Origin of the sequence: Croceitalea sp. MTPC5, assembly GCF_036985505.1 — a bacterium.
Classification (GTDB): Bacteria; Bacteroidota; Bacteroidia; order Flavobacteriales; family Flavobacteriaceae; genus Croceitalea.
The window spans coordinates 341,651-360,067 of sequence record NZ_BTGQ01000002.1 but is presented as its reverse complement, the minus strand read 5'-3'; the positions used below and the strand labels follow the sequence as shown (position 1 = coordinate 360,067).

General features: G+C 42.2%; 18 protein-coding genes. 14 read left to right on the top strand and 4 right to left on the bottom strand.

Features of this window, described 5'->3' with window-relative positions:
• Positions 1-19 precede the first annotated feature (19 nt).
• Positions 20-1,264, bottom strand: coding sequence for an NRAMP family divalent metal transporter (locus AACM45_RS06800; protein WP_339141596.1), 1,245 nt, complete (start codon positions 1,262-1,264; stop codon positions 20-22).
• 65 nt (positions 1,265-1,329) lie between these two features.
• Between AACM45_RS06800 and AACM45_RS06795 the strand changes: the two genes are divergently transcribed.
• The 12 genes from AACM45_RS06795 (at position 1,330) to AACM45_RS06740 (ending at position 14,490) form a co-directional block, all read left to right on the top strand.
• Positions 1,330-1,992 (top strand): hypothetical protein, encoded by a 663-nt coding sequence (locus AACM45_RS06795; protein WP_339141594.1) that lies wholly within the window; start codon positions 1,330-1,332, stop codon positions 1,990-1,992.
• A 9-nt stretch (positions 1,993-2,001) separates the two neighbouring features.
• Entirely contained in the window at positions 2,002-3,024 is a 1,023-nt protein-coding gene (locus tag AACM45_RS06790) for an alpha/beta hydrolase (protein WP_339141592.1), read from the top strand.
• A 222-nt stretch (positions 3,025-3,246) separates the two neighbouring features.
• Positions 3,247-4,905, top strand: coding sequence for a solute:sodium symporter family transporter (locus tag AACM45_RS06785; RefSeq protein ID WP_339141590.1), 1,659 nt, complete (start codon positions 3,247-3,249; stop codon positions 4,903-4,905).
• A 206-nt stretch (positions 4,906-5,111) separates the two neighbouring features.
• On the top strand, positions 5,112-6,044 hold the full coding sequence (locus AACM45_RS06780) for a sugar phosphate isomerase/epimerase family protein (RefSeq protein WP_339141588.1): 933 nt from the start codon (positions 5,112-5,114) through the stop codon (positions 6,042-6,044).
• Positions 6,045-6,125: 81 nt separating this feature from the next.
• Positions 6,126-7,316, top strand: coding sequence for a Gfo/Idh/MocA family protein (locus tag AACM45_RS06775; protein ID WP_339141586.1), 1,191 nt, complete (start codon positions 6,126-6,128; stop codon positions 7,314-7,316).
• Positions 7,317-7,326: 10 nt separating this feature from the next.
• Positions 7,327-9,057, top strand: coding sequence for a GMC family oxidoreductase (locus tag AACM45_RS06770; protein ID WP_339141584.1), 1,731 nt, complete (start codon positions 7,327-7,329; stop codon positions 9,055-9,057).
• A gap of 32 nt (positions 9,058-9,089) precedes the next feature.
• On the top strand, positions 9,090-9,665 hold the full coding sequence (locus tag AACM45_RS06765; protein ID WP_339141582.1) for a gluconate 2-dehydrogenase subunit 3 family protein: 576 nt from the start codon (positions 9,090-9,092) through the stop codon (positions 9,663-9,665).
• Between the two features lie 9 nt (positions 9,666-9,674).
• On the top strand, positions 9,675-10,460 hold the full coding sequence (locus AACM45_RS06760; RefSeq protein WP_339141580.1) for an SDR family NAD(P)-dependent oxidoreductase: 786 nt from the start codon (positions 9,675-9,677) through the stop codon (positions 10,458-10,460).
• Positions 10,461-10,466: 6 nt separating this feature from the next.
• Positions 10,467-11,369: an ROK family protein gene (locus AACM45_RS06755; RefSeq protein ID WP_339141578.1), complete on the top strand. Its 903-nt coding sequence runs from the start codon at positions 10,467-10,469 to the stop codon at positions 11,367-11,369.
• A gap of 3 nt (positions 11,370-11,372) precedes the next feature.
• On the top strand, positions 11,373-12,158 hold the full coding sequence (locus tag AACM45_RS06750; protein WP_339141576.1) for an SIS domain-containing protein: 786 nt from the start codon (positions 11,373-11,375) through the stop codon (positions 12,156-12,158).
• A gap of 1 nt (position 12,159) precedes the next feature.
• Positions 12,160-13,524, top strand: a complete 1,365-nt coding sequence (locus AACM45_RS06745) for an FAD-dependent oxidoreductase (RefSeq protein WP_339141574.1) — start codon at positions 12,160-12,162, stop codon at positions 13,522-13,524.
• On the top strand, positions 13,525-14,490 hold the full coding sequence (locus tag AACM45_RS06740) for a phosphotriesterase family protein (protein ID WP_339141572.1): 966 nt from the start codon (positions 13,525-13,527) through the stop codon (positions 14,488-14,490).
• On the opposite strand, the gene AACM45_RS06735 is transcribed toward AACM45_RS06740, so the two are convergent.
• Both AACM45_RS06735 and AACM45_RS06730 read right to left on the bottom strand, forming a co-directional pair.
• A complete protein-coding gene (locus tag AACM45_RS06735; protein ID WP_339142387.1) occupies positions 14,487-15,170 on the bottom strand; it encodes a GntR family transcriptional regulator in 684 nt (227 codons plus the stop codon). The genes AACM45_RS06740 and AACM45_RS06735 overlap by 4 nt on opposite strands.
• 51 nt (positions 15,171-15,221) lie before the next feature.
• Entirely contained in the window at positions 15,222-15,863 is a 642-nt protein-coding gene (locus AACM45_RS06730) for a bifunctional 4-hydroxy-2-oxoglutarate aldolase/2-dehydro-3-deoxy-phosphogluconate aldolase (protein ID WP_339141571.1), read from the bottom strand.
• Between the two features lie 181 nt (positions 15,864-16,044).
• Here AACM45_RS06730 and AACM45_RS06725 point away from each other — a divergent pair, with 181 nt between their 5' ends.
• Positions 16,045-16,482, top strand: coding sequence for a hypothetical protein (locus tag AACM45_RS06725; protein WP_339141570.1), 438 nt, complete (start codon positions 16,045-16,047; stop codon positions 16,480-16,482).
• Between the two features lie 2 nt (positions 16,483-16,484).
• Complete coding sequence (locus AACM45_RS06720) at positions 16,485-16,685, top strand: helix-turn-helix transcriptional regulator (RefSeq protein WP_445227722.1); 201 nt, start codon at positions 16,485-16,487, stop codon at positions 16,683-16,685.
• Positions 16,686-17,084: 399 nt separating this feature from the next.
• Here the strand turns inward: AACM45_RS06720 and AACM45_RS06715 are convergent, their stop codons facing one another.
• Positions 17,085-18,413, bottom strand: a complete 1,329-nt coding sequence (locus AACM45_RS06715; RefSeq protein WP_339141569.1) for a hypothetical protein — start codon at positions 18,411-18,413, stop codon at positions 17,085-17,087.
• Positions 18,414-18,417: the final 4 nt, after the last annotated feature.

Sequence of the window (18,417 nt, the reverse complement as noted above, 5' to 3'; positions counted from 1 at the left end):
TGGGGTCTATGATAGCGTATCATATGAGTATTATCCAACAATAGTAAAGGGCAAATGCAGCAAGAAAGATCATTCCGACATAAGCTAGAATCCTAAGCGCAGATGAAGGTTTGTATCGGGCTTGAACATCATCACTGGTAACTGTCCTTAAATTCATCCAACCTATTAAGGGTGCCATTACGAATGAGACAAAGGTGGCCAAGGCTACTAGATTTGCCATATTTCCGCTAAATAAAGCAATGACCATCCAATTTATAACCGCTAACAGTACAACCGTTATGGCGAAAGCAGACTTGATGGTAAAGCCTTTATACGTTGGATAAAGTTTTGCCAAAACATCAAGGCTTACCCTTGAAACCGCATCATGAGCGGTCATACAGGTGCTAAACATGGTAGCGAAAGCTGCAACGGCAATCAAAATATAAGCCCAGCTACCTATATGCAAGGTAAACATACCTACTACCTGGTCTGCAAAAAGCACCGCATTTCCGCTTAGTTCGGTTCCAGTGCCATATAGGGTCATCCATCCTATAATCAAAAAGAATACGGCCAATAATGCCGTCAAAAAATAACCGAGATTAAATTCATTCAATGTGGCCGTTAAAGAGGGTTTTTCTGATAAGGATTTCAGTTTTTCCATACTCCACATACTGACCCAGCCAGAAGCTTCAACAGCCGTGGGCATCCATCCAACGAGACCGATAAGGAATAGTACACCGACCTCATTAAATATTTTAGGGGCTTCGAAATCTGCGATAGGGACGACCTGCCCCTTATGAATAACAACTATTGTGGTAGTAATCAAGGCCAAAAAGAGTATGCTGACCACGAATTTCAATGAAACCTCTAAAAATCGATAACGCCCAATGATCAAGAGCAAGCTTATAAATGCGAATAGGGCCAATGTCACAGTATTGATACCCACATTTGATACTTTGAAAAGATTCATAAAGAGCCCCGCGGTAACGACGTAAAGCGCGGCCAATATGGTGAAAACGCTTACGACGGTAATGAACGCATATAACCAAAGGTATTTTCTGCCTAGATTTTGATATCCCTCGATAAGTGTTTTCTCTGTAACATGGGTATAGCGTACCCCAAACTCAAAAAAGGGATATTTCAAAATGTTAGCCAAAACGATAGGGATGATCATTACCCAGCCGTATTGGGCGCCAGCTTTTGTCGATAGTACCAAATGTGAGGTCCCGATTGCCATGCTGGCGAACAAGAGTCCCGGACCTACTATTTGTAAGAGCTTTTTCATAATTAATTTGCGCTTGAATTTACCATTAATTTGATTCACCTGAAAAATTGTATTTTTGAAATGCTATGAAAAAGAATAAATTCTACTATCATTTCTTAACGTGTATGGTATTGCTCTCTTGCTCCTCTGATGCCACCGCTACTGGGGAAGAACAGGAACAAACCAACACACCCCCGGTACCTGCCGTAACGGCAATAGCGGATTCCGCTTTTGAACAGGCTTTGATAGATGCAAACTTAGATGACGCTCTAGATGGCCAGGTATTGGATAGCCGTATCAAATCGGTAACGAACTTGATCATTGACGATAAAGGGATAACGGACCTTAGTGGTATCGGTAGTTTTGATGCATTGGAAAATTTAAACGTTAGGGGAAATGAACTGACATCTTTGGATGTTTCTAGAAATAGAAGCCTTAAATTTCTATGGGCTGAAGATAATATGCTCGAAGAGCTTACCCTTGATGGCATCTCAATCATAGAAAAAGTGGGCGCGGATCGTAACGAATTAACGTCGATTGATGTCTCTGACAATACCGCACTACAACTATTATCGCTTTCCGACAATAAGCTCAGTGCCATCGATGTATCGGTAAATCTGGCATTGACGGATTTTATTATCGGTGATAACCCTTTAAGCTGTATTCAGGTCAACCAAGAGCAACTCGAGAACCCTCCAACGGATTGGACTAAGGATGAAAATGATACTTACGCAATTGATTGTAACTAAAGAAGGCAAATGGGAATAGTTTCCAAAATCGTAAAAGGCTTTCTCATCGTTGTTGCAATTTTGGTAGTAGCCTATTTTTTAGGGCCAAAAGTGGAAGCCCCTGAATTGGATAAGACACTACCAGAGGTAACTGCTGATCTACATGCTTTAGAAAACCAGATTAAAGCGCGGGAGAAGCAATTAAAAAATATTAGGCCTGATAATGAGGCCAGAATCATTTGGTTCGATAGTATTCCCAAAAAAACAGCATATAGTATCGTCTATCTTCATGGATGGTCGGCTAGTCAAGAAGAAGGTGACCCCATCCATCTTGAAACGGCAAAACGTTATGGATGTAATCTATACCTGCCAAGGCTGGCGGGGCATGGACTGAGTGAAGAAGAGCCTATGCTTGACTTGACAGCTGATGCGGTTATTGATTCTGCAAAAGAAGCCATCGCCGTGGCCAAACGTTTGGGTGAAAAAGTGATTGTAATGGGGACCTCAACCGGAGGGACATTGGCATTGCATTTGGCCGGTGGTGATGTTGACATAGCCGGACTGTTGCTATACTCCCCAAATATTGAAATTTATGATTCTAATGCAAAGTTACTGACAAAACCATGGGGACTTCAATTGGCTCGGTTGGTAAAAGGTGGCAACTATCATGAATTTGATACGGATATCGATTTGAAAAACCGATATTGGACCACCAAATACCGACTTGAGGCATTAACACATTTGCAGGCCATGGTAGACTATACCATGGTTCCTGAAACTTTCGAGAAGGTTGGGCAGCCAACATTTTTGGGATATTTCCATAAAAATGATTCCATTCAAGATAAGGTGGTTTCCGTACCCGCGATGTTAAGAATGTTTGATGTGTTGGGAACCCCGGCCGGCAAAAAAAGAAGTATTGCCTTTACTGAAGTGGGCGATCATGTGATGACCTCCCACGTCTCTTCAAAAGATTTGGAGTCCGTTCAAAAAGAAACCAATCGATTTATTGAAGACGTATTGGGAATATATCCGGTTTCACAAAGTGAAAAGTAATACAGTGTTCCCCCAAAAGCGGATATCGGGTTTCAAAAAAGTATTGCAATCATTGATGCACTGCCTTTTTCGTAATTTTTAGCCTAACAAAAATTGTAAATTGAATTTGAATAAATTATCTTCAACCGTTTTACGAAATTCGTACTAAGTGCACCACTTTGGTGACGGGTATGTAAAAAAGTACATCATAATTTATAATAACCAAACTAAAACCAACTCTTTATGGGAACCTTATCCATTATTTCTTTTTTGGGTTTTACATTATTGGTAGCAGGCATAGCCTGGTATGCGACACGAGGTACTAACGAAAAGTCCGCGGACGGTTTCTATTTAGGGGGCAGAAGTTTAGGAGCGCTTACCATTGCCGGTTCCTTGCTTTTGACCAATCTTTCTGCTGAACAGATAGTGGGTCTAAACGGTCAGGCATTTACCGAAGGTATTCTAGTAATGGCATGGGAGACCCTCGCAGCTATTGCCATGGTCATAACCGCTGTCTGGTTTTTGCCTAAGTACATGAAAAAAGGTATTACAACGATTCCCGAATTTATACAAGGGCGTTTTGATGAAAACACAAAAGCGATTTTATCGGTTTTATTCTTGATTGCCTTTGGGATAGTGCTATTGCCTACGATACTCTATGCAGGGTCAAAAGCCTTTATTACAATGTTTCAGTTGCCCGAGGTCTTGGGTGTATCTGAGACCGTATGTTATTGGATATGTGTTTGGAGTATAGGTGTAATAGGTATTGTTTATGCAATCTATGGAGGTTTAAAAGCCGTTGCGGTTTCAGATTTAGTGAACGCAATAGGTCTATTGATAGGCGGTTTGTTGATTCCTTACTTTGGATTGACCATGATAAGTGATGATGGTAGTATTTCGGGAGGAATAGCTAAACTATGGTCTGAAAATCAAGATAAGTTTGATGTTACCGGGGATGTAACTTCTTCCATACCCGTCGGAACTATTTTTACGGGAATGATGATTGCACAAATGTACTATTGGGGCACCAATCAATCCATATTGCAGCGTGTATTTGGGGCAAAAAGTTTAAAAGAAGGCCAAAAAGGGGTGCTGTTGGCAGCTTTTGTTAAGTTTTTAATCCCGGTTATAGTAGTTTTACCGGGTATTATAGCTTACAACATGTTTGGTGCGGAGCTCACGGATGCAGATGCTTCTTACCCTGAATTGGTTCGAAGGGTTTTACCAGGCAGCCTGTTAGGGTTCTTTGCGGCTGTTTTATTTGGGGCTATTTTAAGTTCATTTAATAGCCTGCTTAACAGTAGTGCAACGCTATTTGGTTTCGATTTATATAAAAAATTCTTTAACAAAGAGGCTTCTGAGCTTCAAACGGTGAAGTCAGGTAAGCGTTTTGGACTGGCCCTTGCCGTTATTTCAATGACCATAGCACCGTTTATCAGGTATGCACCAGACGGCTTGTTCTCTTATATTCAACAAGCATTAGGGAGTTTAAGTGTACCTATTTTAGCTGTTGTCCTTATCGGAATCCTTACAAAAAAAGTTCCTGCAATTGGAGCAAAGATAGTTTTGATAGCTGGGGTGCTCATGTATCTTATCAGCTTATTGTTCATTGGGCCTAGTATGGTCGGAAAAGCATTGGAAAAAGCCGAAGCAAATGGAATTACGGATATTGCACAACTGGCCGTTATAAAGGCGGAGGCTTACCCTCACTTTTTACATATTATGGGAATTCTGTTTGTCGTCAATATCGTTATCATGCTCGTCGTAGGCTTAGTTAAACCTAAGACGGACGTATATATACCTAAAGTTACGGATGTCATAGATACTACCCCATGGAAATATGCGTGGATCGTAGGCGGTCTAATAGCGTTATTAGTATTGAGCACGTATTTGATCTTTTAGGTCTTAAAGGTTTCTTTCTTTTTTAGGATAGAATAGAAAGTGGAATACGTTTAGAACACAAAGGTATCTGGTTTTAAACAACACTACTTTAGGTAACCCTGTCTTAAGGTTATCGGCTTTTATGGAGAAACAACTTGTACGTACAAGTTTATTTCGTATTTTTAGGGAACACCTAAGCTTATTCCTAAACACATAGATGAGCAACCATGAAATCAGAATATAATCGTAGAAAGTTTATTAAAAACACGGCAAAGGCATCGTTGGGCGGCATAGTACTGCCTAGTATGTTTTCTTCCAAGATAGATAGCAACAATGATTTAGTAGCTAATGTTGCCATCTGTGGCCACCTTTGGGTGTATGCCAGTAAATTTCCCCCAAACTGGGATTGTACCCCGAATTTAGAACAGGTTTTCGCCGATATGGCGTACGCGGGTTTATATGGTGTGGAATTGATGGAAGTCGTGCTACGTCGCGATGATGCGGTCAAACGTATCGCTGCACTTAGTGATACTTACGGAATCAAGGTTTCAGGCTCTTCCTATGGAGTGGGTTTTCAAATGGCCGATAAGGGGCAGCATCAAAAAATATGGGAAGACATTCAACTAGTGGTGCCCAGGCTTGCAGCCTTGAACGCAGAAACGTTTGGAATATCGGTAGGTCACTTGGGAAGAATGAAAACCGAAAGCGAACTGGATGCGCAAGCAGAATTGCTAAAACGCATTTTTACTATTTGTGAAGACAACGGCATTCAGCCCAACCTGCATAACCATACCTATGAGGTAGAGAATGACCTTCATGACCTAAAAGGTACGCTACAACGCATACCCAATGCTAATCTAGGCCCCGATCTGAATTGGTTGATCAGGGCGGGTGTTGACCCTGTGGATTTTATCAATACCTATGGCTCCCAATTGGTGTACCTTCATATCCGTGATCAGTATGCCGATGGCACATGGACGGAATATGTCGGGCAGGGAGCTACTGACTTTAAGGCCATAAGCGAAGCACTCCAGGCTGCTGATTTTATGGGCAAAGCTGCCATAGAATTGGCCTTTCCAGATGGTTTTGAGCCTAAGAATGCGCTGAAAGAAGATTGGAAGAAAAGTAAAGTGTTCGTGCAAGAAACCTTTGGTTGGTAACACCATCAAACTAAAGCTTCATGTGGAGCGCGGAACATCTAACGAAATATAGCTAACTTATCAAAAAAACAATCAAGTAAGATGAAAATTGCCATGTTGGGCTCGGGCTTTATCGCGAGGTTTTATGCCACCTCATTGCATGACCAGCGTAGAAAAGACCAAGTTGTGAGTGTTTATTCCAGAAATAAGGAAAATGCGGGGCGGTTCGCCAAAGATTACGGTTTAGACCATTTTACCGATGATATGCTTGAAGCTATTGAACATCCAGAAGTTGATGTGGTGCTCATTTCTTTGCCCAACCATTTGCACAAAGCAGCTGTTGAGGCTTGTGCCAAGGCCAAAAAAGGAGTACTTTGTACAAAACCATTGGGCAGAACGGCGAAAGAGGCCAAAGAAATGCTGGATATGGTCGAGGAAGCACAAATTTTTGCCGGGTATTTAGAAGATCTCTGTTATACCCCCAAGTTTTTAAAATCATTGGAGAGCGTTAAGAATGGTGCTATAGGTAAAGTGCTTTGGGCAAAATCGCGGGAAACACACCCTGGTCCGCATAGCGATTGGTTTTGGGACAAAGAAAAATCAGGAGGCGGTGCCATCATCGATTTGGCATGCCATTGTGTTGAAATAAGCCGCAATTATATTGGCAAAGAAGTACGGCCCTTAGAAGTAATGTGTTGGGCAGATACGCAAGTACATCCTATTGATGCCGAAGATCATGCCATTGCCTTGGTGAAGTACGCCAATGGGGCCATAGGCCAATTTGAGGTTAGTTGGGCGTTCAGGGGCGGTATGGACCTTCGTGATGAGGTAATGGGGACTGAAGGTACGATTTGGATCAATAATTTTTTGAGAACCGGATTTGAAATGTTCACAACAGGTGATAGGGATAACTATGTAGCGGAAAAAGCCGAGGTTGATAAAGGTTGGTTATTTCCAGTAGGGGACGAGGCCCATGATTTGGGGTACCCCAATATGTTTACCGACATGTTCGAAGCTATGGAGACCAATCGGCAACCTAGGGAGACTTTTTATGATGGTTATGTCGTAAATGCGGTTTTGGATGCAGCCTTTAAGTCGGCTGAGACCAAAATGTGGGAGCCGGTCATTTTAGAGGATTGGCGTGGGGCGGATGTGGAAGAAGTTTCAAAAACAGCGGTCTCGTTCGACGAAAATTACAATTTGATCAAAGAAGAGGTATTGCCCAATGGCGATATCAAATACATACTCAAACATAAAACTACGGGTGACATCGTCCAAAAAATCAAATCTTAAATTGTTTTAGATGAATGAATCAAAAAATGGGGCATTTGCTTCCGTGAATATTAATGCCAAAGCCCAAGAAAAGCACACCTATGATGCCATCGTTATCGGATCTGGAATCAGTGGTGGATGGGCAGCCAAAGAATTGTGTGAAAAAGGATTGAAGACATTGGTGCTTGAACGGGGGCGAATGGTCGAACATATCAAAGACTATCCAACCGCGAGTAAACATATTTGGGAGTTTCCGCACCGCAACAAGGTGACCCATAAAATGAAGAGCGAAAATCCTATTTTGAGCAAATGCTATGCGTACGAAGAAGCTACGGAACATTTTTTTGTGAAGGATGATGAGCATCCCTACGTTCAAAAAAAGCCTTTCGATTGGATCAAGGGATATCAAGTAGGCGGAAAGTCGTTGTTATGGGCAAGATGGACCCAACGTTGGAGTGATCTTGATTTTGAGGCCAATGCCAAAGAAGGGGTTGCCGTTGATTGGCCCATCCGTTATAAAGATATCGCCCCATGGTATAGTTATGCTGAAAAATTTGCGGGTATCAGTGGTAATCGTGATGGCCTGCCCCAAATTCCCGATGGGGAGTTTCTACCTCCAATGCAGATGAACTGTATGGAAACTTATTTTAAAGACACCCTAAAAACAAATTACAATGACCGGCACTTGGTCATTTCTAGAACGGCCAACCTGTCGCAACCGCATTTGGGCCGCGGACCATGTCAATACCGGGATATGTGTTATCGCGGTTGCCCATTTGGTGGCTATTTCAGTAGTAACTCCGCAACATTACCTGCTGCTGAAAAAACGGGAAATTTGACGATTCGACCATTTTCAGTGGTGCATTCCATCATTTATGATGAACAAACTCAAAAGGCAAAAGGGGTTCGCGTCATTGATACGAATACCAAGGAATCCATGGAATTTTACGCAAAAATCGTCTTTGTCAATGCGGCTACCTTAAACTCCACCTTGATTTTGATGAATTCCACTTCATCGCGTTTCCCAGAGGGAATGGGCAATGACAGCGGCGAATTGGGCCATAACCTGATGGACCATAACTACAATGCAAGGGTAAAGGCAAAGTCAGATCAGTTTAAGGATAAATATTATGAAGGCCGAAGGCCAACCGGAACGTATTTGGCAAGGTTCCGAAATTTCGGTGATGACAAGCGGACAGATTTCACTAGGGGATTTGCCTATTCCGTTGCAGGAATGCGTCCCTCGGCAAGTGAGGTCAGCGAGACAGCGATCGGAGCGTCCTTAAAAGAAGATTTGACCCGTCTAGGGCCTTGGGAAATATCATTGATGGGCATGGGCGAATGCCTTCCCTATCATAATAACAAAATAACCTTGAGTAAAGACAAGACCGATGATTGGGGTATTCCCTTATTGGAAATTGATGCGGAATTTGGAACCAACGAAACCAACATGACCAAAGATATGATTGGGTCTGCGGTTGAAATGTTGGACAAGGCGAAATTCTACGATATTGAAATTGTTCCCGAGAATAGAACGATGGGCTTGAACATTCATGAAATGGGAACCGCCAGAATGGGTAAAAGTCCGAAAACATCAGTGCTCAATGCCAACAACCAAGTTTGGGGCGCTGAAAACGTGTTTGTGACCGATGGGTCTTGCATGACTTCAAGTGCCTGCCAGAACCCTTCTTTGACCTATATGGCATTAACGGCCCGGGCCGCAGATTATGCGGTAGCCGAATTAAAACGCAGAAACCTTTAAAGTTCAACTTAAGACAAAAACGACCGACGATTATGGATAGAAAAAGTTTTGTAAAAAATATAGGCGTTATCGGTGGCTGCACCTTGGTATTGCCCACCACCTTGTTACAATCTTGTGAGTATGAACCTAGGGTTTGGAGCGACCTGAACGCAAACGATGTGGCATTTTTAGATGAGTTGGCCGAGACCATAATTCCAGCAACACCGGGCCTACCCGGAGCCAAAGCCGCTGAGGTAGGTAAGTATATGGTGACCATGGTGCAAGACTGTTTGGCACCCGAGGACCAAGATGTTTTTTTAACAGGGCTTACCTCAATAGAAGCCTTATGTGTGGAACGACATGGCAAGCCATTTGAAAAGTTGGAGGATACCGCGAAATTGGGATTGTTAGAGGACATACAGGCTGAGGCCATAGATTTTGCAGAAGCCAATGAAAATGCGGAGCCACCTGTAATACACTATTTTTTCATACTGAAAGACCTCGCTGTATCGGGCTACTTTACCTCTAAAATTGGAATGACCCAAGCAAGAACCTATCTTCCTATTCCCCAAAAGTACTTGGGGTGTATCGATTATGATGAACAGACCAGCAATCCTTGGGCCATTTAATCGAGTGTAGTGAACTTTAAAGGAACCTGCTATATCATCATGGGTGGCACATCGGGCATGGGTTTGGCTGCGGCCGTGGCCCTCAATGAACATGGTGCCGATTTGGTGTTGGTGGGTAAAGACGAAGAAAGTTGTCAATCGGCAAGAACAATTATTGGGGAGCAGCCCATAATTTTTAGTGGAGATGCCATTGAACCAGAGACCATACTAAAAGCGATTTCCTTGGCGAAATCCGAATTTGGTCATATTAACGGACTTTTTCATGTTGCGGGCGGTAGTGGTAGAAAATTTGGGGATGGACCTTTGCACGAAATGAGTTTGGAAGGCTGGAACAAAACATTGCATTTGAACCTCACCGCTTTGATGCTGTCCAATAAGGCGATAATCAATTATTTTTTAGAAACTGGGCAAGCAGGTACTATTTTGAATATGGGGTCCGTTTTGGCATATTCGCCCTCACCAAAATACTTTGTGACCCATGCCTATGCCTCGGCTAAAGCTGCAATCATTGGGTTTTCAAAATCGATTGCAGCCTATTATGCCGATAAAAATATTCGGGTGAATGTTATTGCCCCAAGTCTATTTGAAACTCCCATGGCGCAAAGGGCAATGCAAGATGATACCATCCTATCTTTTGTAAAGACCAAACAACCCTTGGATGGTGGTCGCCCCGGAAAACCTGACGATATCAAAAATGCCGTATTGCTATTTCTGGCCCCAGATTCCACATTTATCACAGGTCAAGTATTGAGTGTAGATGGCGGTTGGGCAATTAGTGAAGGACAATATGAATAATAGCATATGAACTATTTAGGTGTTGATATTGGAGGGACGCGCATCAAATGGATGCTATTGGATGAAAATGCCAAAATACTTCAGAAAGAAGAGATAGCGACGTATTCCGATGATGGGGAATCGGACTGGAAGGCACGTATTTTAGAAATTATCGAAACGCAAAAAACCACAATGGGAGGAACACAAAAAGAGAAGTTGAAAGTGGGCATATCGGCTCCGGGACTTACGGATGCTGCAAATAGAAAAATCCTCCATATGCCGGAACGTTTAAAGGGTATCGAAAATTTTGACTGGTCCAAAGCCATTGATTTAGATGTTTCGGTAATCAACGATGGTCATTCCGCCTGTTTGGCAGAATACCACGCGAAATATCAAAAAAAGGGAATACAGAACTTTCTATTGTTGACTTTGGGTACTGGTGTCGGGGGAGGCGTAATCATCAATGGTGAACTCTACCAAGGAAACCTGAATCGCGCGGGGCATTTTGGGCATATTACCGTTGACCATGACGGTGTACCAACAATGACCAATATGGTAGGTAGCTTGGAATACGCCATAGGCAATTTTTCAGTACGCCAACGAACCCATCAAAAATTTGAAAGCACCAAAGCCTTGGTGGCAGCTTACCAAAATGGAGCTGTTTTGGCGGCACATTGGTGGTTGGATTCCGTACGCAAACTAGCCGTGGGTATGGGATCGTTGATCAATGCCTTTTCACCCGAATTGATTGTTTTGGGCGGTGGAATCGCCCATGGGGCCAAGGAGGCACTTTTAGGGCCATTAAAAGAATTTATGGCATTGTACGAATGGCGGCCTGACAGTTCAAAGACAAAAATTGAAATCGCCAAATATGGGCAATATGCAGGGGCAATGGGAGCGGCATTGTTCGCAAAATCAAGAGAAAAATAAACTATGAGTTATACGAAACAGTATTTAGAAAAAGGTAAAGCGATTATCGGCGTTATTGAAAAACAGGAAGCACAAATACAGAGGATAGCCAAGATTTTTGCTGATGCTATTTTAAAGGGTAGGATGGTGCATCTTTTTGGATCCGGCCATAGCCGTATGATGGTCGAAGAAATGTGGCCTAGGTATGGTTCCTTTCCGGGGTTCAATCCTATCGTAGAACTATCGCTTTCCTTTCATAATTTAGTGGTGGGCGCCAACGGACAACGACAGGCTATGTTCATTGAAAATGTCTCCGGTCTTGCCGTTAAGATTTTAAGAAATTTTGATATTACCGAAGAAGACACCGCATTGATCATTTCGTCAAGTGGCTGTAATGTAGTGCCCATTGAAATGGCCGAGGAGTTCCAGAAAAAAAAGGTGAAGGTCGCAGCATTAGTGAGCAGTCAACATTTAGAGGGTAGCACTTCGAAACGTGAAGATGGTAAGAAATTGATTGATTTTGCCGATTTTGTGTTGGATACCGGTGCACCACTGGGTGATGCCATGATACCTATTGAGGGTATGGACACTCCGGTGGCGCCAGGGTCAACATTAGGGGGCGTTTTATTGATTAATACCTTAAAAGCCGAAATTGCGGCTATTTTGCATCAAAATGGCAAAACACCCAAAGTATTGAGCAGTGGCAAGGTGGTAGGTGAAGAACGTGCCGCTGCCCTTTTTGAATCCGCCTATGACGAACATGCCCATAGAATGGCGAAACTTTTTGAAAATGTTGGTGTAAAGCAGTAGTATGGAGCATTTTTCAACAAAAATTCAAAAAACCTATACGACCGATATCTTGATTATCGGTAGTGGTAGTGCGGGATGCGCAACGGCGATTGCTGCTGGTCAGGGGAACTACAAAGTGACCCTCATTGAACGTTACGGTTTTGCAGGGGGAACATCGACCCAAATGCTGGATACGTTCTACGGATTTTTTACCCCCTCAGATACCCCAAGAAAAATTGTAGGGGGTATTCCCGATAGGGTCGTCAACGAACTCTGTAAAACCGGGGATGTTTTTTTGCGACCGAATACTTACGGTGCGGGAACAGGGGTCAATTATAATCCTGAAAAATTAAAAGAACTATGGGATCGATTTTTAATCGGAAATGGCATAGACACTTTCTTTCATACGACTCTGGTAGCTGTTGAAAAAACAGGGGAAGCATCCAGTTGTATTTGTTTTCATAAGGGATTGGGCTTCTTCCGGATACATGCCAAACGAATCATAGATGCTTCCGGCGATGCCGATTATTGTCATTGGGCCGAAATTCCCTACGAACTAGCTGGTGAGAAAGAGGCGGCCCAAAGCATGACCACGACCTTTCGAATGGCAAACGTAGATTTAGACCGGTTTGAGAAAAGCGGGGGGAAAAAACTCCTGAAAGAAAAAATGAAAATGGCTTATGAAAATGGAAGTCACCCGCTACCAAGAAAAGAAGGTTCCGCGCACGAAATGTGCCAGCCCAGTTGTATTTCTACCGTTGCCGTGAAGGTAGTCGATAAAAACCCGTTGACGCCCAAAGGGATTACAGAAGCGGAACAAGAGGGCAGAAGACAAGCCTTTATTTTTGAAGATTTTTTCAGGGATGAGGTACCCGGATATGAAAATGCAAAGATTATCGGGCTTTCCACACAGATTGGGGTACGTGAAACACGTCGGGTTTATGGTGAATACCGATTGACCAAAGAAGATTGTATGACCGCAAAACAGTTTGAAGACCAAGTTTTTTTATGTGGTGCCCCTATTGAAGACCATCGAAAGGCCAGTGGTTCCGGTTCAGAGACGTTTTGGCAATATGTGCCTAATGGAAAGGTCTATGGGGTGCCTTATCGCACTTTGGTACCTCAAAAAAGTGAAAATACCTGGGTGGTAGGGCGTTGCTTTTCGGCGACCCATGATGCACATGCTTCTTGCAGGTCAATGGCCCAAACTATGTCTATGGGGCAAGCCGCCGGTTTTGCGGCTGTTCAATCATTGGATGCTGATACCGGTGCAAAAGGATTGGATGTGCCCTACCTACAAAATACCTTGTTGTCAAAAGGGGCTATTTTGGAATTTCCGGATAACATTGCAGATACCTCAAGAAACGGATGGTTAAACAATACCTAAATGAACAAAACTTTTTTTCGTACGGTTTTAGGTGATAGGCCAGCAGATGAAATGGGTTTTACCTACTCACATGAGCATATCATTATTGAAGATAGTTATGTAACGGCTGGCTATCCAGAGTTTTTGTTGAATGATATTGAAAAAGTGGCTGAAGAGTTGCTAGGCTTTTATAAAGCAGGTGGCCGAACGGTAGTAGATACCATGCCCGCAAATTGTGGAAGAAATGTATTGAAATTGGCTGAGGTCAGTCAAAAAAGCAAGGTTCATATTATTGCACCCACCGGTATTCATCTAGAACAATATTATCCTGAAAATCACTGGCGTTATACCTATACCGAAGCGCAATTGACAGATCTATTTATTCAAGATGTCCAGTTCGGGATTGATAAATTCGACTACGGAGGCCCCATTGTACAAAGAACGACGCATAAAGCGGGACTCATCAAATTGGCAACGGGAGACGAACCCATTAGCAAACACCAAGAAAAGATTTTCCGTGCCGTAGTAAATACCCATTTAGAAACCGGTGTCCCTATTTTGACCCACACGAATTTCGGTAGGCAGGCATTGGAACAGGCATTGTTGTTTGAAAAACTAGGGGCACGATTGAATCATGTGGTATTATCCCACGTGGATCGGGCCAAAGAAGTGGATTACAATCGCGCGGTACTCGATGTTGGGGTCAAGGTAGAATATGACAGTGCCTTTAGATGGCCCGCCGATAGCCCAAATTGGACGCTGCGATTATTGGAAGCGCTACTTCCTGATTATCCCGATCAAATTACCTTAGGTATGGATATGGCCAAAAACAAGTATTGGAAAAGTTACGGGGGTGGCCCAGGTTTAAATTATTTAATGGACACTATTCCAGCTTTTTTAAACAAAAAAGGACTGGGGCATCACCTGGATGCTATTTTCATCCAAAATCCTAGGGAACTATACACCTTTGCACTACCTAACAGCTAAAGAAAATAGCGATTTGTAATGGGATATTTGTTGGTGTTGCAATACACTTCACTGTACAGGTGCAAACCAGGTCGGCTTGTGGTAAAACGCAACGAAATATGCAAAATGGGCGAACCCTCCGAAATATTAAGATGTTTGGCCACTGTTGGGGAAGCCTTTTCCGCACGAAGTTCTTGTTCGGTACCTTTAATTTCGATAAGGAAGCGTTGACTTAAGGTTTTGAAAAAAGAGCCGTCCACAAAATCCTTGGTTTTTAGAATGGGCAGTTGATCTAAAGAATACCAGTTGTGCTCTAACATTATGGCTTTGTCATTTACGAAGCGCAGGCGTTGAAAATAGGCTGCTTTGGCAAGCTGTTCTTTTTTGGTAAATGGAAACGGACTTCCTTCATTCCACGAACTCATTATAGGTTCTTGAAGTACCACAGTTTTTTTTCGTTGGTTCAAGCTTTCAGAGAAGCCTTTAACGGTCAATAAACCCAATGATTTTCGCCATTCTACGATCCTGCTTCCGCGGCCCTTCTCTTTTTCTATAAAGCCAGCTTTGAGCAGTTCGTCCAACGCTCGCCTTACTGTTGTTCTTGTAGTGCCGAATTGCTCGCAAATTTCATGCTCAGAGGGCAGATAACTTCCGATGGGCAGCTGCCCTTTCTGAATCTTTTTGGCAAAGTAGTGCTGTATGTTCTGATACTTTTTTATAGCAGGTTTTTAAACTTGTCTTGGTATTCGGATTCAATCCATTTTTTGGATATGGCGTAGCATCTTGCCTAGGGCATCGCTACCTTCATCTTCAAGGTTTTTAAAAAGTTTGGAACCAATGCCTACACAATCGGCACCAGCATCAAACCATTGGTCCAATACCTCTTTTTTGGGAGATATACCACCGGTAGGCATGATATTCACCTTTGGCAGTACCGACTTGACGGCTTTTACAAACGCAGTACCCAGTACATTTGCCGGAAACACTTTGATAAAATCGGTATTGAGCACTTTGGCCTCATGAACTTCGGTGATTGTGCCGCAGCCCGGTATCCATAATAATTCGTTTAGGTTGGCAAAATGGGCAACAGGTTTTACCAACGCCGGTGAAACGATAAATTGTGCTCCAATATCGTAGAACCGTTCGGCATCCTCAACATTGAAAATGGTGCCAACGCCTAAAATAAAATCATCGTATTGTTCGCAATGTTCCCGTAATGCTGCGAACGTACGTAAAGCATTGTCAGAACGATTGACAAATTCAAACACCCGTATGCCTGCCCCGTAGCAAAAATCCACTACCGTTTTGGCTTCAGTAATCCCATCGGTATGGTAAACGGGTACTAACCTGATTCGTTTCATTTGTGCGACAATATGTTCTTTGGTATGGGCCATCACTTGTGTTGGATTGCTACAGTAGGTTGAATGTACTCAAAATTGTAAAATTTAACGGTCTTAAACGGAATAAAAGCATATTGGCCTAAAGGAAAAGCGGTTATATTAATAATTAAAAATGTAAAGTATATTTGTCATTTAGTAAAAAATAATATACATTTAGCAAAAAATAGTTTACATTATGGGAAATTTCTGTGAATCAGAGACAAGGCTTTTAAAACGTTGGAGCAACTTTCAACTCCCAAACCGGTTCCTGAAAATTGGTTGGGCGATTATCATCGGTGCCTTTCTATTGATGATCGCTAAAAAATTTGTCGATGAGCCTAGTTGGGTAAAACCTTTATTAAGAAACATCATGATTTTGGGTTTTTTAATGGTCTCTATATCGCGCGAAAAGATTGAAGACGAATTCGTGGCCAGTTTACGTGCCATATCGTATCGTTTGGCGATTGTTATCGGGGTGTTGTATGCCTTGGTGCAACCTTATGTAACCTATGCCGTTGAACTGTTGTTGGACCCTGATGGTGCTAAGGTAGATGATGGTTATTTTCAGGTATTGTTATATATTTTATTGGTGCAGATATTGTTTTTCAACGTACTTAAAAGGTCGTATAAATAATTATGAAAAACAACTTAAAAGTACACCGGGCGATAAAGGACTTGACCCAAGAAGATTTGGCCAAATTATTAGGGGTTTCCCGCCAGACCATTAACTCCATCGAAAAGAACCGATATGTGCCTTCAACTTTGTTGGCACTTAAGCTGTCAAAGGTTTTTGAGGTTCATGTCAACGAAATTTTTGAGTTGGAAAGTGGGGATTGATATAACGTGAGTTGGACGAAATAATCGGTTCAAAAGAGAACAAATGTTAACAAAAATAGACAGTTGTCACCCTGAGCGCAGTCGAAGGCTTGAAAAAATGTATATTCAAAGGGGTTTCGACTACGCCCAACCTGACATAAGTATATAAATCGCGGTAGACCTATTTTTCGTTTCAGTCAATTAGACATAACCCCACTCCAATAAAACGGATAGTTTAAAAGTACAGCAAGAAAGATGGATAGCTGTTTAACTTTAAGCAATTATCCGCTTATTAAACAATTAAATTATTAGAGGTCATCACATCGGTAGGATTAGTTAAGAAATATCCTATGACATTTCCAGTGCAGCAATTGACGCTACATCCTGTTGGCCGTTCTAAATAAAACTACCCATTCAATCCTAATCTATCAATATTAGATCATGTGCTCCGTGTTGTAGGGGAACAGAATATCTTGTTTGTACAATAGTTTCTCTTTCGATGTCCAATGGGTCTCTGACTATTTTAAAGAAATCCAACGCGCCACCAGAAAAAGAATGGTCATATTGGTCTGAGCTGACTACCGCCAGGTATTTGCTTGATGAATCAAAAACGGCCATCTCGGGCAATATGGCGTAATAAGGTACCGTATTCAAATGTTTCATGGCACCTGTTCGCGGGTTTCGTTTTATGAGGCTTATAGAACTAAACCAACTTTGTCTTTCATCTTCATAGGGGAGCCAGCTCCGTTCCATATTGACAGCGACTACATATTTACCATCCGGGGAAACCGCAAACCCTTCTGGAGAAGCTCCCACTAAAACTTGTGAGGTAAGGGCGTGTATTGGTTTTCCATTTTTTTGGAAATGATTTAGGCTTATATTTACAATAGTTCCTTTTGGAGCTTCGGTCCAAGTTCCAGACACATCTGATCCCCAGAACAGGTTGTTGGTTAAAAAATGCTTACCATCTTTCGTAAATCTTCCGATGAATGGGAATTTTCCAACGCTAACTATATTACCCCATTGCGCTAACTGCAATTCTTTTTTGTTATCGATGACTTCAGCAAACTGAACTGTAGCATTGGTATTGTTAATAAGCGAAATGATGTTTTCTTTGGGATGCCAGAGTACATCTGTTAATTCATCTTTTAGCGGCCAATTTGGAATTTTTGGGAAATAGGTATTGGTGATTTTGCCATCACTTATTCGATGCAGGCTAATAGGTGTTTGCTTCCCGCCTCCGGAAGGGTGATAGCTGATTGCTAATAATGTTCCGTTACGATTTACGCTTATTGATAGAGGACGTTCTGGTATTTGAATAGTATCTAATATTTTTGGTTGCTCCGGTAAGTTTAAATCAATGATGGTCAGTATATTGCCAAGTTTAAGATCGGCAAAAGTCTCTTTCCTTGTTTTACCAGGCCTTGCAGTAAATGTTTCTATTACAAAAGCATACCTACCGTCTGGAGTGACATCTACTACAGATGGTGGGCCTGCGACGGAATTACTCACGTTTATACTAAACTTTTGGTAGTTATTGGGCTTGACGTTTAATGGGACAACTGAAAGTTCATCTTTTCCATATATTGGGCCCAATTCCCCATTTTCATAGGCCGATGGTAACATGTCGGCATCGGAAATAGCTACCAAATAGCTTCCTCCAAAATCCCATTCAGGAGGTGTTTGTTGTGAATGGGAATTTGTGATAAAAGTAATTAATAAAACAACTGATAATGAATATTTAATCATGATA

Bases quoted from the DNA above. Each gene is read 5' to 3' on its own strand.
- AACM45_RS06770 (WP_339141584.1), top strand. From the start codon at position 7,327: ATGAATGAATCAAAAAATGGGGCATTTGCTTCCGTGAATATTAATGCC.
- AACM45_RS06750 (WP_339141576.1), top strand. From the start codon at position 11,373: ATGAGTTATACGAAACAGTATTTAGAAAAAGGTAAAGCGATTATCGGC.
- AACM45_RS06755 (WP_339141578.1), top strand. From the start codon at position 10,467: ATGAACTATTTAGGTGTTGATATTGGAGGGACGCGCATCAAATGGATG.
- AACM45_RS06785 (WP_339141590.1), top strand. From the start codon at position 3,247: ATGGGAACCTTATCCATTATTTCTTTTTTGGGTTTTACATTATTGGTA.
- AACM45_RS06765 (WP_339141582.1), top strand. From the start codon at position 9,090: ATGGATAGAAAAAGTTTTGTAAAAAATATAGGCGTTATCGGTGGCTGC.
- AACM45_RS06725 (WP_339141570.1), top strand. From the start codon at position 16,045: ATGGGAAATTTCTGTGAATCAGAGACAAGGCTTTTAAAACGTTGGAGC.
- AACM45_RS06715 (WP_339141569.1), bottom strand. From the start codon at position 18,413: ATGATTAAATATTCATTATCAGTTGTTTTATTAATTACTTTTATCACA.
- AACM45_RS06780 (WP_339141588.1), top strand. From the start codon at position 5,112: ATGAAATCAGAATATAATCGTAGAAAGTTTATTAAAAACACGGCAAAG.
- AACM45_RS06800 (WP_339141596.1), bottom strand. From the start codon at position 1,264: ATGAAAAAGCTCTTACAAATAGTAGGTCCGGGACTCTTGTTCGCCAGC.
- AACM45_RS06775 (WP_339141586.1), top strand. From the start codon at position 6,126: ATGAAAATTGCCATGTTGGGCTCGGGCTTTATCGCGAGGTTTTATGCC.
- AACM45_RS06790 (WP_339141592.1), top strand. From the start codon at position 2,002: ATGGGAATAGTTTCCAAAATCGTAAAAGGCTTTCTCATCGTTGTTGCA.
- AACM45_RS06740 (WP_339141572.1), top strand. From the start codon at position 13,525: ATGAACAAAACTTTTTTTCGTACGGTTTTAGGTGATAGGCCAGCAGAT.
- AACM45_RS06795 (WP_339141594.1), top strand. From the start codon at position 1,330: ATGAAAAAGAATAAATTCTACTATCATTTCTTAACGTGTATGGTATTG.
- AACM45_RS06745 (WP_339141574.1), top strand. From the start codon at position 12,160: ATGGAGCATTTTTCAACAAAAATTCAAAAAACCTATACGACCGATATC.
- AACM45_RS06730 (WP_339141571.1), bottom strand. From the start codon at position 15,863: ATGGCCCATACCAAAGAACATATTGTCGCACAAATGAAACGAATCAGG.
- AACM45_RS06720 (WP_445227722.1), top strand. From the start codon at position 16,485: ATGAAAAACAACTTAAAAGTACACCGGGCGATAAAGGACTTGACCCAA.